This is a genomic window from Nocardia mangyaensis, from assembly GCF_001886715.1.
Classification (GTDB): Bacteria; Actinomycetota; Actinomycetes; order Mycobacteriales; family Mycobacteriaceae; genus Nocardia; species Nocardia mangyaensis.
The window spans coordinates 4,956,091-4,971,012 of record NZ_CP018082.1; the positions used below are offsets into that span (position 1 = coordinate 4,956,091).

The window sequence follows — 14,922 nt, forward strand, 5'->3', positions numbered from 1 at the left end:
CGAAAAGGCGAGAACCCGAACGACTCCGGCTCAGCCGAAGAAGGCCTGCGCCTCGCTGAGCCGCTCGACCGGCACCCGCTTGAGCTGCTTGGTCGCCTCCGCGAGCGGGACGAGACCGATGGTGGTCCCGTGCAGCGCGACCATCTGACCGAAGTGACCCGCGTGCACTGCCTCGGCGGCGTGCACACCGAACCTGGTCGCCAGGATGCGGTCGTAGGGGGTGGGGCTGCCGCCGCGCTGGATGTGCCCGAGCACGGTGGTGCGCACCTCCTTGCCGATCCGGCGTTCGATCTCCGAGCCCAACTGCTGGGCGACGCCGGTGAAGCGCTCGTGCCCGAACTCGTCGATCCCGCCCTCGCGCAAGGCGAACCCGGAATCGGGCGCCGGATGCGCGCCCTCGGCGACGACGCAGATGAAGTGCTTGTCGCCGCGCTGGAAACGCTTCTTGATCATGGCGCACACCTGCGCCACGTCGAAGGGTTCCTCGGGGACCAGGGTCAGGTGCGCGCCCGCGGCGATGCCGGAGTTCAGCGCGATCCAGCCCGCGTGCCGGCCCATCACCTCGACCAGCATGACGCGCTGGTGGGATTCGGCGGTGGTGTGCAGGCGGTCGATGGCTTCGGTGGCGATGGACAGGGCGGTGTCGTGGCCGAAGGTGACGTCGGTGCAGTCGATGTCGTTGTCGATGGTCTTGGGCACACCGACCACCGGCACGCCCTCGTCGGAGAGCCAGCTCGCGGCGGTCAGGGTGCCCTCGCCGCCGATCGGGATCAGTGCCTCGATGCCGTTGTCGTCGAGTGTCTTCTTGATCCGGCCGAGCCCGGCGCGCAGCACGTCGGGATTGGTGCGCGCGGTGCCGAGCATGGTGCCACCCTTGGTGAGCAGCCGGTCGGTGCGGTCGTCATTGTGGATCTGGACCTTGCGATCCTCCAGCAGCCCGCGCCAGCCGTCCTGAAAGCCGACGACCGCGTCGCCGTAGCGGCCGTTCGCGGTGCGGACGACAGCCCGGATCACCGCGTTCAGCCCTGGACAGTCTCCGCCTCCGGTCAAGACTCCGATGCGCATGGCGACCATCTTGCCGCACCGAGCCCGATCAGGCGCAGCGACCTCCGGCAAGCTCGCTCAGATGACCGGACAGCAGCGTCGTCATCTCGTCCAGCATGGTCATCCCGTCGGCGAACGCGCCCGAATCCGGTTGCGCGGCGAAGGCTATGGCGATCCGGCCCGAGGGCGAATCGATCAGGCCGAATTGGCGGACCAGGTACTTGCCCGACGGGTCGGGCCCCCACCCGCCCTTGAACTCGGCGCTGCCGAACGCGCCGAGACCCCAGCGGTGACTCGGCACGATCTGGCCCATGAGGTCGAGCACGCGCTGACTCTGCGGCACGCATGGCAACTGCGCGGCGAAGCGCACCTGGTCGGCCAACGTCCAGTCCGACTGCCCGTAGATCGAGGCGTCCGAACGTGTGCGGACACTGGGCACGGTGGTGGTGTCGTCACCGCCCTCGCGCAGCACGCCCTGGACGGCCGCGGCGGCGTCGACCCCCGAGCCGAGCGAGGCCCACAAAGTATCGGCGGCGCCGTTGTCGGAGGCGGTGATGGCGGCCGAGGCGGTGGCGGCGTAGGCGTTGTCGGCGCGCAGGGCCGCGATCGCCATCGGCACCTTGATCGTCGACCAGGCCGGACCGGAGGTCCAGGTCCCGAAGGTGACCATCTTCTCCCCGCCGACCGGCATGATCGCCAACCCGGCGCGGCCGCGGAAACCCTGTTGGAGTTCGGCGAAGTCGGCCGCGAGGCTACCCGGCAGCGCGATGGAGACCTCGCCACCGGCACCGGGGTCGATGACCGGCACCGTTCTGGTCACCTGGGGCGGCTCGATTTCGGGTTCGGCGCCACAGGCGGCGGTGAGTAGCACGACCGCGCCCAGCAGCGCGGCGAGCACCGTCCGAACACGACGGTGTCGATCAATCGTCATAATGTGAAGCATCTTTGTTTGTGAACTCCCCCGGGCTTTCAGTGCTGGGTAGCCGTCCCGACACCGTACTGGGCAGTATGGCCGATCGCCCACCTGGTCGGGGAAACGCTCAGCTCAGACGGTGTTCTCCGGTGTAGATGTTCATCGTCTCGCCGCGCAGGAAGCCGACCAGCGTCAGATTCGATTCGGCGGCCAGGTCCACGGCGAGGGAACTGGGCGCCGAGACCGCGGCGAGCACGGGAATGCCCGCCATCACGGCCTTCTGCGCGAGTTCGAACGACGCGCGGCTGCTCACGACGAGCACCAGATCGTGGGCGGGGACGCGGTTCTCCCGCACCGCCCAGCCGATCACCTTGTCCACCGCGTTGTGTCTGCCGATGTCCTCACGCAACGCCAGGAGCGTGCCGTCGGTGGTGAACAGTCCGGCCGCGTGCAGGCCGCCGGTGGCGTCGAACAGTTTCTGTCCGATTCGCAGCTGGGCGGGCAGCCCCGCGAGCACGTCGGTGGACAGCGTGATGCCGTCGTGCGGGATCGGGTAGCGGGTGCGCGTGCGCACCTCGTCGAGCGCGGTCTTGCCGCACAGGCCGCAGGAACCGGTGGTCAGGAAGTTGCGGGTGTGCAGCGGGACCTGCTCGCGCAGGCGCAGATCGAGGACGTTGTAGGAGTTGCGGCCCTCGCTGTCGGCGCCCGCGCAATAGCGGGCCGTGACGATGTCGGCGACCGAGCCGATGATGTCCTCACCGAACAGGAAGCCGTGCACCAGGTCGATGTCGTTGCCGGGGGTGCGCATGGTGACGGTGAGCGACCGGCCGTCGACCCGGATCTCGAGCGGTTCCTCCACCGCGAGGGTGTCGGGCCGCTGGATCCGCCCGGCCGGGGACAGCCGGGTGGTCTTGCGCCGTGCGGTGACTCTGCTCATCAGACGTACCGATCGCTCGTTGGCTTGCGGGCGGCTCACTCAGCCGGTGGCGACACCGGCGAGCGGGGTGTTCGTCCTCGCCAGAACGACCGTACCCACAGGGGCCGAGGTGGTCAGTCGTCCTCGTCGTCGGCGGCCTTGTTGCGCGCCCGGACGATCTCGAGCGCCTGCTCGGCGGTGGCCTTGTCCGGGTACGGGCCCATCCGGTCGCCGTACCAGCAGGTCTTGCCCGGTTCGGCTGTGTGATGCTTCAGGCAGTAGTACCACTGTTCGTTGTCGTCAGCCATATCGCCAGTATGCATGGTTACGCATGCCTGCGTCTCGCACGTCGGTGCGGCGTCGGCAACCGGTTCGCGAATCAGCGGGGCTCCAGCGAATCCCACCGCGATGTCGAGCCCCCGGCCCGCCTACGCCATTCCCGATCAGTAGACGTACACCACGGCGTTGTCGCCACCGGTGCAGGTGACGAGGGTGCCGTCCGGGGAGCAGGTCATCGTGTAGGCGCGGCCGGTCACCGGGCTCGTCGCGACCACCGACTGGGGGCCGGTGCGGCCGGTGGTACCACCGGCCACGTACGCCTGCCTGACCGCTTCGGCGAAGCCACAGCTGGTGACCGTGGTGCCGGTCGCGGCGTTGCCATAGTCGCCACCGGCGCCGCCGGATTCACAGGGCTGGGCGTCGGCGGGCAGGGTGACCGGGCCCGCCGTGGTGGTCGGTGCGGTGGTGGTGGCGCGCGGTGCGGTGGTGGCGGTGGGTCCACCGGCGCCAATCGGTGAGCCGGTGGTCGTGGCGGCCGCGGCCGTGTCGGCGGTCTCGGCGGTATCGGCGGCCGACATCATGCGCCAGCCGATCGCGCCGCCGATGACCACGACGACGAGGCCGAGCACACCGGCGAGCACCGGCAGCAACAACGAGCGTTTGCGCCGCGAATCCTGTTGCGGCCAGGCCGGTTCGGACCCGTACGCGGGGTCGGGACCGTAGGCCGGATCACGGTAGGCGTGATCGCCGTAGGCGTCGGGATCGTCGTACTGGGAGTAGGCGACCGGGCCGGAACCGGCGTACTGCCTGGCCTCGGCCGCGCGCGCCGGATCGTCATAGTCGTCCGGCCCCGCCTGATGCGCGGCGAACGGCGCCGCCCCGCCACGGTACTGATGGGTCGCCCGCGCACGCTGCGGGTCCGCGTCGTACTGCTCGGTCGGCGCACCGAACCCGGCGTCAGGCCCGATCGGCGCGCCACCATAGTGCTGTGTCGGCGCCGCCCGCCGCGCATCGAACCCCTTCGGATCGAACTGCTCGGCGGCCGGCCCGAACGGCTCCGGCGCCCCACCGTAATGCTGTGTCGCGGCGAATCTTTGCGGGTCCTCGTGCGCGGGACCCCGGTACTGCTCGGTCGGTGCGCCGAACCCGGCATCGGGATCGTCGTACCCGTCGTCATCGAATCCGGGCCGAGGACCGAACCCGGCATCGGGATCGTCACTGTAGCGCTGGGTCGGCCCACCGGGAGGCGAGGGACGTCCGCCACCGAACTGCGCTGCCGGGCCACCGAATCGGGCGTCCGGGGCGTTCCGGTCGTCGTCGAACGGCGCACCGGCGGGACCGAAGCGGGCGTCCGGATCGGGCCCGCCGGCGAAGTGCTGCGTGGGGGCCGAGCGGGGGTTCTCCGGTGGGCGGAATTGCTCCGTCGGAGGTGTGAACGGCGCTGCGGGAACAGGATGTTCGCCGGAGTAGCGCTGGGTCGGCACCGCTCGCTGGGGAGCGGGACCGTGCGGCGGCTGGAAGGCTCCGGCATGCGGGGGTTGGGCGAGGCGGTGGGGGCCGGTCGGGGCCGGGTAGGGCGGAGTGGGCTGTGGGACCGGGCCTGAGGTCTCGCCGGGACCGTTGTCGCCGTAGAGGTGCGCGTCGGGGAACGGGCGCATGCGGGGCAGGCCCTGGTCGGGAGTGTAGGCGGGTGGGGGTTCGGGTGCCTCCGCCGGGCCGTCGGCGGGGGGCAGCGGGGTGAAATGGGTGTCGGCCACGCGGATTTCCGCGGGGCCGGTCGGCTGGATCACCGCGGGGATGGACATCTCGCCGGTGCTCTCCACGGGAACGCGGCGGAAACCCGTGGTGTCCGGCCGCGGCTCGGGGGGCCGGATGATCAGAGTCGGCTGGGCGCCGGTGGCCGGGGTCTGGCTGCGTGAAGTCTCGATGCCGCCGGTCGCGGTCACCGCCCCGACGACACGGAACTCCCCGGTCGGTGTGGGCTGCGGCTGATCATCCTCGTCGTCCTGCACACCGGACGGCACGACACCCCTGGCACCGGTCACCGATCTGGGATCCTTCGCAGCCCCAACCGGACCGGAACCGGGCACACCACGCGGACCGCCGGCCCCCGGAGGCGCCTCTCGACCCACCAACGGCGTGGCACCGGTCGTGCCGCGGGGTCCAGTGGATCCGGGCACGTCGCGACCCGCGATCGGTGTGGCACCCGTTCCGAAACCACCGGGCACACCATGCATCACGGCTGCGGCCGAACCGGCGGGCACGTCGCGGCCGACGACCGGACCGGCCGGGATCGGGTGGGACCCGGTCGAACGGCCGGGGGTGTTCGGTCCGGCGCCGGGGTGGGCACCGGGCCCGCCGTAAGCAGGGTAGGCGGGCGGGCGCGGCGCCCCACCGTGGCCGGCCGAGGCCAGCGCGTCGCGGGCCGCGATCGCCAGGTCGCCCGCGGTGGCGTACCGGTCGGCGGGGTCCTTGGCCATGCCACGCGCGATGACGTCGTCGAGGGCGACGGGCAGGCCGGGCAGCAGGGTGCTGGGGCGCGGCGGCGCGTCGGAGAGGTGGGCGCGGATGAGCACGCTCATGCTGGCCGCGGGGAACGGAGAGGCACCGGTGAGGCATTCGTGCAGGACACAGGCCAGCGAGTAGACGTCGGCGCGGTGCGAGATCGGGCCGACGTCGAAGCGCTCCGGCGCCATGTAGATGTAGGAGCCCATGGCCATCCCGACCTGGGTCACCGCGCTGTCACCCTCGGTGTGCGCGATGCCGAAGTCGGCGAGATAGGCGAAATCGGCCGGGGTGACCAGGATGTTGGCCGGTTTCACATCGCGATGCACCAGCCCGCCCGCGTGCGCGGCGTCCAGAGCCGCGGCGATCTGCTCGACGACGGCGACCGCGCGATCCGGACTCAGCGGTCCCCCGGTGTGCAGCACGGTCCGCAGATCGGTGCCGGGGACCAGACGCATGTCGATGAACAGCACCCCGTCGATCACGCCCCAGTCGTGGATCGGGATGACGTGCGGCTCGGCCAGTTTGGCCGCGGCCTGGGATTCCCGGCGGAACCGGACCTGGTAGGCCGGGTCCTGCGCGAGTTCCTCGGCCAGCAACTTCAGGGCGACCACCCGGTCCTTGCCGGTGTCGTAGGCCTCGTAGACCTCGCCCATCCCGCCTTTGCCCAGCATCGACCGCAACTCGTACGGGCCGAAGCTGCTCCCCGTCCGTGACCCAGGTGCCTGCACCGGCGTCCGCCTCCCACTCCATGCGGGCCCTGCAGAGCTCGCGTGTCAGAAGGAGGATTCTCCCGGTGTCACCACGCCGTGGTCAAACGCGAACACGATCGCCGCGGCGCGATCACGCAGGTCGAGCTTGCCGAATATGTGTCCGACGTGGCTTTTCACGGTGACTTCGGAGATACCGAGCTCGGCGGCGATCTCACTGTTCACCCGGCCGCGCCCGATCAGCTCGAGCACCTCGTACTCACGGGCGGTCAGTTCACCGAGCCTGCGATCGGTGCGGGTACCGGCGGGTTTGACCGTCCGGTAGGCGGTGAGCACCCGCCCGGTTACCGAGGGATCGAGCCACGCGCCACCGGCGGCGACCGTGCGCACCGCGCGGATGAGGTCCTCGGCGGGGGAATCCTTGAGCAGGAATCCGGCCGCCCCCGCGCGCAGGGCACCGGAGAGCAGCTGATCGTCGTCGAAGGTGGTGAGCACGAGCACCGGCGGCGCGTCCGGCCGCGCGCGCAGCAGTCGGGTGGCGTCGATGCCGCCGACCCGCTTCATCCGCAGGTCCATGAGCACGACGTCGGGCCGTTCGGCGGCGATGGCCGCCGCGACCTCGTCCCCGTCGGCGCACTCGGTGACGGTGAAGCCGTCGCGGCGGCGCAGGATGCGGCGCAACCCCCCGCGCACGAGTTCCTGATCATCGACGACGAGCACCGTCACCGGGTTCTCGACGGGCGCGGCGGCCGTCACATGTCCTCCTGGAGTTTGGGTCGGAGCAGGCCCGAGACGATCTGGCACGGCCCGGCTTTCAGCGGAAAGTCGGCCCGGACCATCCAACTGCCCTCGGCGCTGCCCGCGATGATGGACCCGCCGAGCAATTCGGTGCGTTTGCGCATCCCGCGCACGCCCATGCCGGTGTCGTGGCGCGCGGGTGGACCCAGTGGCAGCGCGTTGCGCACCACCAGGGTCGCGGCCTCGGGGCTGATGTCGAGGCGCACCGTCGCCGCCGCGCCGGGGGCGTGTTTGGCGACATTGGACAGCGATTCCTGGCCGATTCGATACAGCGCGTGGCCGACGGCACCCGCGACCGCGGTCAGATCACCGGTGCGCGTGTAGTCGACGGTGAGTCCGGCGCGGCGGAAGTCGCCGACGAGTTCGTCGAGGTCGGCGGCGCCCGGTTCAGGGGTGATCTGGCCCTTGCCCTGGTCGAGCATGCCGACGGTGCGGCGGATGTCGGCCATCGCCTGGCGGCCGAGGCGTTCGGCGTCGACGAGCGCCTCCACGGCCTCGGTGACGTCGTCGTCGGTCTGCAACGCGCGCCGGGCCGCGGTCAGGTGCAGCAGGGTGATCGACAGCGAATGCGCGATCACATCGTGCACCTCGCGCGCGATCCGACGCCGCTCCTCGTCGGCGGCCTGACCGGCTCGGATGGCCTGGTTCTCGCGTTCCTGATAGAGGAAGCGGCGCTGGTACTGCAGCATCACCCCGACGAACATGCCGAGCAGGATGCCCAGCACATACATCGGCAGCCCTTGCAGCCGCTGCCCCTCGAGACCCCACTGCACATTGCCCGCGAGGTCGAAGGCGACCAGTTCCAGAATCGCGATCAGGGTGAAGCCGATGGTGATGCCGCGCGGCGCGATAGCGGCCACCTCACCGGCCACGATGACCAGCACGAACGGCGCGAAATCAGCGGGCACGGGTTGCAGCAGGAACAGCGCGCAGGAGAGCAGTCCACAAGCCTTGAGCAGAACCGGATGGGGTTTCACCCCGAAGATCACGAACAGCGGGATCGGCAGGAACGCGGTGAGCATCGCCAACAGCGGCAGCAGCGACGGGAAGTAGGAGTGCCGCTGCACGACCGCGGCGACGGTGATCACGAGCAAAGCCAGGTCGGCGGCGAGGATCACCGCGGGCGGATAGTCGAACGGCAGCGATTCCATGCGGGCCCGTCCCGCCTCGACCAGCCGTCGCGCCATCGCCCACGGCCGAGCCACCCACCGTGGCCGGCTCGGCTCGGTGCCGGGGATGGCGTGGACCACATCCATGTAGCCAGGCTAGCTGGCGCACTCCTGGTGAGGCATCGTCCCGCGAACGGTCCCGGCCTCCTACCGGGGTAGGAGAAGAAGTCGGGTCCCGGGCACGACGTTTCGCCCGGTGGACGACCGTAGCGTCATCGATACCGATCACGGAAGGTGAAGCCCATGACCTGGACCGATCAGCATCAACGCACCGAGATCGTGCACACCGTGCTGGCCAGGGCGGCGCTCGACCCCGCCGACCCCGAGCTGTTCGCCGGTCTGCCCGAGCTGGATAGGCTCTTCGGCGGAGTCGACGGCGTGGTGCGCGCACTGGCCTACCGCTGGAACAACCACCTGCACGCCAAACTCGAACAGGCCGAGTTCGAGGGCAACACGGCGGTGGAGGCCTATCTGGAGCTGGCCGCCGAACAACCCGCACTGCGCGCGATTCTCGACACCCATCAGCCCGTCGGCCGTACCATCCGCTCGCACGTGCTCGCACGCTGACCATCCACGATCGAACACGTTTGGGGGACACCACATGCCGGAGACCGACACAGCACAGCCGCCGATGCTGGAGCTGACGCGGGTGATCAAGCAGTACCGGATCGGTGACGAGACGGTGCGCGCGCTCGACGGGGTGAGCATGCGGATCGAGGCCGGGCAGTTCACCTCGATCATCGGACCGTCCGGGTCCGGCAAGAGCACCCTGCTGCACCTGCTCGGCGCCCTGGATCGCCCCGATGAGGGCTCGATTCGCTTCCGCGGCACCGAGATCGGTGATCTCGACGAGGATCGGCAGGCCGCGTTCCGGCTCGAGCAGGTGGGGTTCGTCTTCCAGTTCTTCAATCTGCTGCCCACGCTCTCGGCGTGGGAGAACGTCGCGGTGCCGAAGCTGTTGGACGGCACCGGACTACGCAAAGCCAAGCCCCGTGCGCTGGAACTGCTGGACCTGGTCGGCCTCGGCGATCGCGCCCAGCACCGGCCCGCGGAACTGTCCGGCGGGCAGATGCAGCGGGTCGCGGTGGCGCGAGCGCTGATCATGGACCCGCCGCTGATCCTGGCCGACGAGCCGACCGGCAATCTGGACTCCAAGACCGGCGCGGCCATCCTCGCCCTGCTCAGGGAGATCACCGCACAGGGCAATTCGGTGGTCATGGTGACCCACGACATGGGCGCGGTCGCCTACTGCGATCGGATGATCACGCTGCACGACGGCCGCATCGGTGCCGATGACGCGGTGCCGACGCGGGTGCGGGCATGATCGCCGCGCTGTGGGATCGGCTGCGGCTGTTCAATATCGGCGAACTGGTGCGGCATCCCGGCCGCACCGTCATGTCGATGGCGGTGATGGCGGTCTCGGCCGCGCTGCTGGTCGCGGTGCTGAGCATCTCCGGATCGGTCACCGGTTCGGTCGACCGGCTCACCAAGGGGTTGGCGGGCACGGCCGCACTGGAAGTCACCGGGATCACCGACGCCGGATTCGAGCAGGCCCTGTTGCCAGCGATCGCCGCGACTCCTGGCGTGTCGGCGGCGGTGCCGATGGTGCGCAGCGCACTCGGCGCCGGCCCCGATCGGGCGTTGCTGATCGGGGCCGACACGAGCATCGCCGCCCTGGGCAGTGATCTGGCCGGGCCGATGTCGGGATTCACCAACAAGTTGATCACCACCCCCAACGGAGTACTGGTCGGCGCCGCGATGGGTTACCGGGAGGGCGACACGCTGCCCATCGGCACCGGCACCGCGACGGTGGCCGGTGTGCTCGATGCCGAGACCACCGACCGGCTCAACGGTGGTCACGTGGTCGCCGCGCCGCTGGGCTTGGCGCAGCGGCTCACCGACCGGGTCGGCAAGCTCGACTCGGTGCAGATCATCGCCGCCCCCGAGACCGATATCGGAGAGCTGCGCGCCGCGCTCACCACCGTCGTCGACGGGCGCGCGGTGGTCGCCGAACCCAGTCTGCGGACCGCGCAGGCGGGCGGCGCGATCCAGATCATGCGCTACTCCACACTGATGTCCTCGGCGGCGGCGCTGATCGTCTCCGCCTTCCTCATCTACAACGCGATGAGCATGGCGGTGGCCCAGCGCAGACCCACGCTGTCGCTGCTGCGGGCGATCGGCGGACAGCGCGGACCGATGGTGCGTGACCTGCTGGTCGAAGCGTCGCTGCTCGGCCTGATCGGCGGTGTGCTCGGTGCCGGAATCGGTGTGCTGATGGGTCGGTTCGCCATCGGGCGGCTGCCCGCGGCGATCGTGCAGTCGGTGGAGGCGCGCACCGAGTTCCTCGTCCCGAATTACGCGGTGCCCGTAGCGATTCTGGCCTGCGTCCTGGCGACCGTGCTGGCCGCGGGAATCGCTGCTCGACAGGTGTACAAGGTGGCCCCGGTCGAGGCGCTCGCGCCGGTGGAGGCCAGTGATGCGGCGTCGACCGGTTCGGCACTGCGCTGGGCGGCCCTGATCACCGGGCTCGGTCTGGCCGCGCTCGCGGTGACGGTGGCCGTGCTCGATCTCGGCCGGTTGTCCCTCGCGGCGATCTCGACGTCGTTCACCGCGGCGGTCCTGCTGTGTTTCGCCGCGACCGGGCCCATCGTGCGCGCGGCGGCGGGAATCGCGCGCTGGTTCGGCGCACCGGGTGCCCTCGGCGCGACCACCCTCGAACGCGCGCCGCGCCGGGTCTGGGCCACCGCCATGACGGTGATGATCGGTGTCGCTGCCGTGGTCGCGCTCGGCGGTGCCTCGCGCAACATGGTCGACGCGGCGACCGCCTCGTTCCAGAACCTCGGCGACACCGACCTGTATGTCAGCCCGAGCCCGGTCGAGCAGTTCCCGACCGGACCGATTCTGCCGCCCGAGCTGGCTGATCGGGTCGCGGCGGTGCCCGGCGTCGAGCAGGTCAGGCCGGCTCAGATGGCCTTCGCGACCGTCGGCAGCGGGCGGGTGATGCTGCAGGGCTATCCGCCCAGTGGCGACGACGCGCGCCTCGGGGCCGTCGATCCGGCCGTCATCGACCGGATGAGCCGCGGCGAAGGCGTCGTCATCACCAGGGACGTGGCGCGCTCGCTCGGCGTCGGCGCGGGTGAGGAGATCACCCTGCCCACCCCGACCGGCGCGCGCACCACCCCGGTCCTGCAAGTCATTCCGTACTTCACCGCCGTGTCCGGTGTGGTGATGATGGACCTGGACCAGATGCGCGAGTGGTATCAGCGTCCCGGCGAGACCATCCTGTCGGTGCAGTTCGCGCCCGGCGCCGATCCGGACGCGGTGCGCGCCGCGGTGCGGGCCGTCGTGCCCGAACAGATCCACGTCGACGCCGGTGCCACCATGGTCGCGGCCATCTCGGCGAGTGTGGAACAGGGTGCGGCGATGAGCGGCATGATCCTGTGGATCGTCGTGCTGGTGGCGACCGTGGCCCTGCTCAACACACTGATGCTGTCGGTCCTGGAACGGCGCCGGGAGTTGGGGGTGCTGCGCGCCATGGGCACCAACCGCAAGTTCCTGCTGCGGTCGGTGCTGGCCGAGGCCGCCGGGATCGGGGTCGTCGGGGCGGTGATCGGGCTGGTGATCGGCGCGGCGGTGCAGTACCTGGCCACCGTGGCGATCGGGCACGCGATGACCATCGACATCGTCTACCAGGCGAGCCCGATGCTGGTGCTCTACGGCGCGGTCGCGCTCGGGCTGGCGCTGCTCGGCTCCATCCCACCCGCGTTGCGGGCGGCGCGGATGCCGATCGTGGCGGCGCTCGCGGTGGACTGAGCGCTCACAGCGGTACCTCCTCCCACCAGGCGATCACCTCGTCCAGTGCGGAGGGGCGCGGGGCACCGTCGACTCCGCTGCTGCCCCGGCGGCTCACCGCGACCACGTAGTTGGCGCGGGACGGGTCGCCGGGGAAGCTGACCACCTGGTGCGCGGTCGCCACGCGACTGCTCGCCGGATCCTCGACGACCCAGCGGCGCATCGAGAACGGGATGTCGTCCTTGTCGCCGGTGAAGCGGATCGGGGCAGGTAGCGCCTCGACGACCGAGCGCGCCTGCGCGGCCTGGGGATACTCGAGCACCAGATAGCTCACCGCCGCCGCGCCGGTACCGGTGCGCTCGCACTGCCAGCCGGCGGTGATCGGATTCCACTGCAGGGCAGGTTCTTTCCACTCCAGATCACTGACACTGCGCACCGCGACGCAGTGGGCGCCGCGATACCCCGGCCCCTCGGCAGTCTCGCCCTGCGGAACCAGCGTCGAGAAGATCCGCCTGCTGGCCGCGAACGAATCATCCACCGCCGTCACAGAACTCGACGGCGCTGTCGTCGCCGCGTCGGCTGCGGCATCCTCGTCGCCATCGGGCAGTACCACGACCACCAACGCCCCGACCAGGACCAGCAGCGCCGCGAGGAGCGCCGCGAACACCAGCCACCCGAGTCGATGCAATCGCGAGGCAGCCCGTCGCCGCACCGGCCGCCGCGGCCCCGGCCAGGGCGCCTGGTGCACCATCCCGGGCGCCATCCGCGGAACCTGCTGCGCTCCTCGCCCATTTCCCGCCACTGGCGGACCCTGACGCGAACTCACTTGCACCGGCGCGGAAACCGCGGCGGGATCACCCTCCGACCCGCGCCGCACCGCCGCGCCGTCGGGTGGGCCGGGCGGTGCGACCATCGGCTGTCCGCCCAGCGGTTTCACCGGCGCTCCCCGATCCTCCTGTGCCGCAGACCCTTCAGCGGAGGTATCCGACCCGGGCCCACCGGATGCGAGCTCAGCGGCCGAACCGGCCTCCGACGATCCCTTCGCCCCCTCGGCGGCAAAGGACTTCTCCAGCGAGATCACCTGTGCGGCTTCCCTGTCCACCGCCTCGCCCGAACCCGACTCGGCGGCACCACCCGAATCCGGCTGTGGTGCGCTGTCCGAGCCGAGCACAGGTTCCCGCGCAGGCCGATGCCGACTCGAATCAGCGGCAGCAGTGGACCCCGAAGGCTGCGCGAGCGCCGTCACATCCGTCTGCGCGGCGGAGTTCTCCGCGTCCAGCACACCGGCATTCGGCATGGCGACCACATCGGTCGTGGCCGAATCGGAGACATGGGTTGTGCTGTCGAGCCCGATACCGCTACCTGGCTGCGCCGCACTGCCACCCGGTGCGCTCATCTTCGCGGAAGTCTCCTCAGCAGGTTTCCCGGCTTTGTCGAGGTCCGCCTGCCGCTGCGCGCCGGGCGGCGACTGCTGCGGTTCCGGTGACTGCGGCTGCGGCTGCGGCTGTGGCTGTGGTGGCTGCGGCTGCGGTGGCTGCGGCTGCGGTGGCTGCGGCTGCGGTGGCTGCGGCTGCGGTGGCTGCGGCTGCGGTGGCTGCGGCTGCACGCCGTATGGATGGGCAGGCGCTTGCGCTGCGGGTGGGCGCGGTGGGGGCGGACTCGACGGCACCGCTGGTGGCCGGGGGGCTCGAGGCTGCCAATTACCTTGGGGCACAGCAGGCATCGGAGATACCGGGTATCCGGGAACAGGTACCGGTTGACCTTGCGGTGGAAAGGGCCCGGCCGGTGCAGGCTGTTGCGGAGGGTAGGGAGGCGCGGGGTTCGGGGCCGGGCGCGGGAGGACGGGCGGGGTGGTGGACGTCAGGGCCTGGCGGGCGGCCGCGGCGAAGGCGGCGCACGAATCGAACCGGGCGGCAGGGTGTTTCGCCATCGCGGCGGCGAGGACCGCGTCCATGACGGGAGGCAGGCCGGTGCGACGCAGGGCCAGGGGCGGTGGGCCGAGGTAGAGGGTGCCGTGGATGATCTCGTTCGGGTCGGGTGAGTCGAAAGGGGCGATGCCGGTGAACAGCCAGTACAGGGCGCAGGCCAGCGAATACTGGTCGGAGCGATGGTCGAGCTCGGCGCCGGTCATCTGCTCGGGCGAGGCGTAAGCCAGGGTCGCGGTGAACATGCCCTGCTGGGTGAGGTGGGTGGAGTCGGCGCGCAAACGGGCGATCCCGAAGTCGGTCAGGAAGACTCGCTCCCCCTGACCTCCGCTGGAGCGGGCGAGCAGGATGTTGGCCGGCTTCACGTCCCGGTGCAGCACTCCTCGCTCGTGCGCGAAGTCCAAGGCGTCGGCGACCCCTTCGACGATCTGCACGGCCCGCTCGGGTGGCAGCGTCATCGGATCGACGGTCGCGGCATCGACCCCGTCCACATACTGCATGCTGATCCACAGCTGGTCACCCTCGGTGCCACGGTCGTAGACGGTGACGATGCCGGGATGATCGAGCCCCGCCGCGAGATCGGCTTCCCGCTCGAACCGAGCGCGAATCCGCTCGTCGGCGAACAGATCCCGGTTGAGCAGCTTGAGCGCGGTCAACCGGTCAAGGCGCGGATGCCGAGCCAGGTACACCGTGCCCATCCCGCCCTGGCCGAGCAACCGCTCGATGGTGAACCCGGCGAACACTTCACCGTTCTCGAGCACCGCGACCCCCTTCCGATGCCGGTGGCGGATCAGCATCGTAGCCGTTCGACCGCCTGACCACCCACATTCGAATTCTGGCCCTCGATCGGTGAGACTTGCCGGTAGGCGTC

At 70.6% G+C, this 14,922-nt stretch carries 11 protein-coding genes; 3 read left to right on the plus strand and 8 right to left on the minus strand.

Translation table 11 applies throughout. The features are described from left to right. Nucleotides 1-30: 30 nt before the first annotated feature. From BOX37_RS22545 to BOX37_RS22570, 7 genes are all read right to left on the minus strand, one after another. Nucleotides 31-1,065 (minus strand): ATP-dependent 6-phosphofructokinase, encoded by a 1,035-nt coding sequence (locus BOX37_RS22545; RefSeq protein WP_071931789.1) that lies wholly within the window; start codon nt 1,063-1,065, stop codon nt 31-33. Between the two features lie 28 nt (nt 1,066-1,093). Continuing rightward, nucleotides 1,094-1,975, minus strand: coding sequence for a hypothetical protein (locus tag BOX37_RS22550; protein WP_071929380.1), 882 nt, complete (start codon nt 1,973-1,975; stop codon nt 1,094-1,096). Nucleotides 1,976-2,084: 109 nt separating this feature from the next. Beyond that, the gene (gene fdhD / locus BOX37_RS22555; protein WP_071929381.1) at nt 2,085-2,894 is read right to left on the minus strand and encodes a formate dehydrogenase accessory sulfurtransferase FdhD; all 810 of its coding nucleotides are present in this window, start codon (nt 2,892-2,894) and stop codon (nt 2,085-2,087) included. A gap of 113 nt (nt 2,895-3,007) precedes the next feature. Continuing rightward, nucleotides 3,008-3,181 (minus strand): hypothetical protein, encoded by a 174-nt coding sequence (locus tag BOX37_RS34685; protein WP_167659974.1) that lies wholly within the window; start codon nt 3,179-3,181, stop codon nt 3,008-3,010. A 135-nt stretch (nt 3,182-3,316) separates the two neighbouring features. After that, complete coding sequence (locus BOX37_RS36205) at nt 3,317-6,388, minus strand: serine/threonine-protein kinase (RefSeq protein WP_420811557.1); 3,072 nt, start codon at nt 6,386-6,388, stop codon at nt 3,317-3,319. Between the two features lie 45 nt (nt 6,389-6,433). After that, on the minus strand, nt 6,434-7,123 hold the full coding sequence (locus BOX37_RS22565) for a response regulator (protein WP_206045698.1): 690 nt from the start codon (nt 7,121-7,123) through the stop codon (nt 6,434-6,436). Beyond that, nucleotides 7,120-8,421: a sensor histidine kinase gene (locus BOX37_RS22570; RefSeq protein WP_084759982.1), complete on the minus strand. Its 1,302-nt coding sequence runs from the start codon at nt 8,419-8,421 to the stop codon at nt 7,120-7,122. The genes BOX37_RS22565 and BOX37_RS22570 overlap by 4 nt, the downstream gene beginning before the upstream one ends. 156 nt (nt 8,422-8,577) lie before the next feature. Here BOX37_RS22570 and BOX37_RS22575 point away from each other — a divergent pair, with 156 nt between their 5' ends. The 3 genes from BOX37_RS22575 to BOX37_RS22585 are packed head-to-tail and all read left to right on the plus strand — an operon-like array spanning nt 8,578 to nt 12,147. Next, complete coding sequence (locus BOX37_RS22575; RefSeq protein ID WP_071929383.1) at nt 8,578-8,901, plus strand: hypothetical protein; 324 nt, start codon at nt 8,578-8,580, stop codon at nt 8,899-8,901. 34 nt (nt 8,902-8,935) lie between these two features. Continuing rightward, nucleotides 8,936-9,658 carry an ABC transporter ATP-binding protein gene (locus BOX37_RS22580; protein WP_084759984.1) on the plus strand — a complete coding sequence of 241 codons (723 nt, stop codon included), beginning with the start codon at nt 8,936-8,938 and terminating at the stop codon, nt 9,656-9,658. After that, complete coding sequence (locus BOX37_RS22585) at nt 9,655-12,147, plus strand: ABC transporter permease (protein ID WP_071929384.1); 2,493 nt, start codon at nt 9,655-9,657, stop codon at nt 12,145-12,147. Before BOX37_RS22580 ends, BOX37_RS22585 begins: the two co-directional genes overlap by 4 nt. Before the next feature lie 4 nt (nt 12,148-12,151). Here the strand turns inward: BOX37_RS22585 and BOX37_RS35975 are convergent, their stop codons facing one another. Next, nucleotides 12,152-14,812 carry a protein kinase domain-containing protein gene (locus BOX37_RS35975; RefSeq protein WP_206045699.1) on the minus strand — a complete coding sequence of 887 codons (2,661 nt, stop codon included), beginning with the start codon at nt 14,810-14,812 and terminating at the stop codon, nt 12,152-12,154. Nucleotides 14,813-14,922: the final 110 nt, after the last annotated feature.

Coding starts and splice junctions, on each gene's coding strand:
- BOX37_RS22545 (WP_071931789.1), bottom strand. CDS start 1,065: ATGCGCATCGGAGTCTTGACCGGAGGCGGAGACTGTCCAGGGCTGAAC.
- BOX37_RS22550 (WP_071929380.1), bottom strand. CDS start 1,975: ATGACGATTGATCGACACCGTCGTGTTCGGACGGTGCTCGCCGCGCTG.
- fdhD (WP_071929381.1), bottom strand. CDS start 2,894: ATGAGCAGAGTCACCGCACGGCGCAAGACCACCCGGCTGTCCCCGGCC.
- BOX37_RS34685 (WP_167659974.1), bottom strand. CDS start 3,181: ATGGCTGACGACAACGAACAGTGGTACTACTGCCTGAAGCATCACACA.
- BOX37_RS22570 (WP_084759982.1), bottom strand. CDS start 8,421: ATGGATGTGGTCCACGCCATCCCCGGCACCGAGCCGAGCCGGCCACGG.
- BOX37_RS22575 (WP_071929383.1), top strand. CDS start 8,578: ATGACCTGGACCGATCAGCATCAACGCACCGAGATCGTGCACACCGTG.
- BOX37_RS22580 (WP_084759984.1), top strand. CDS start 8,936: ATGCCGGAGACCGACACAGCACAGCCGCCGATGCTGGAGCTGACGCGG.
- BOX37_RS22585 (WP_071929384.1), top strand. CDS start 9,655: ATGATCGCCGCGCTGTGGGATCGGCTGCGGCTGTTCAATATCGGCGAA.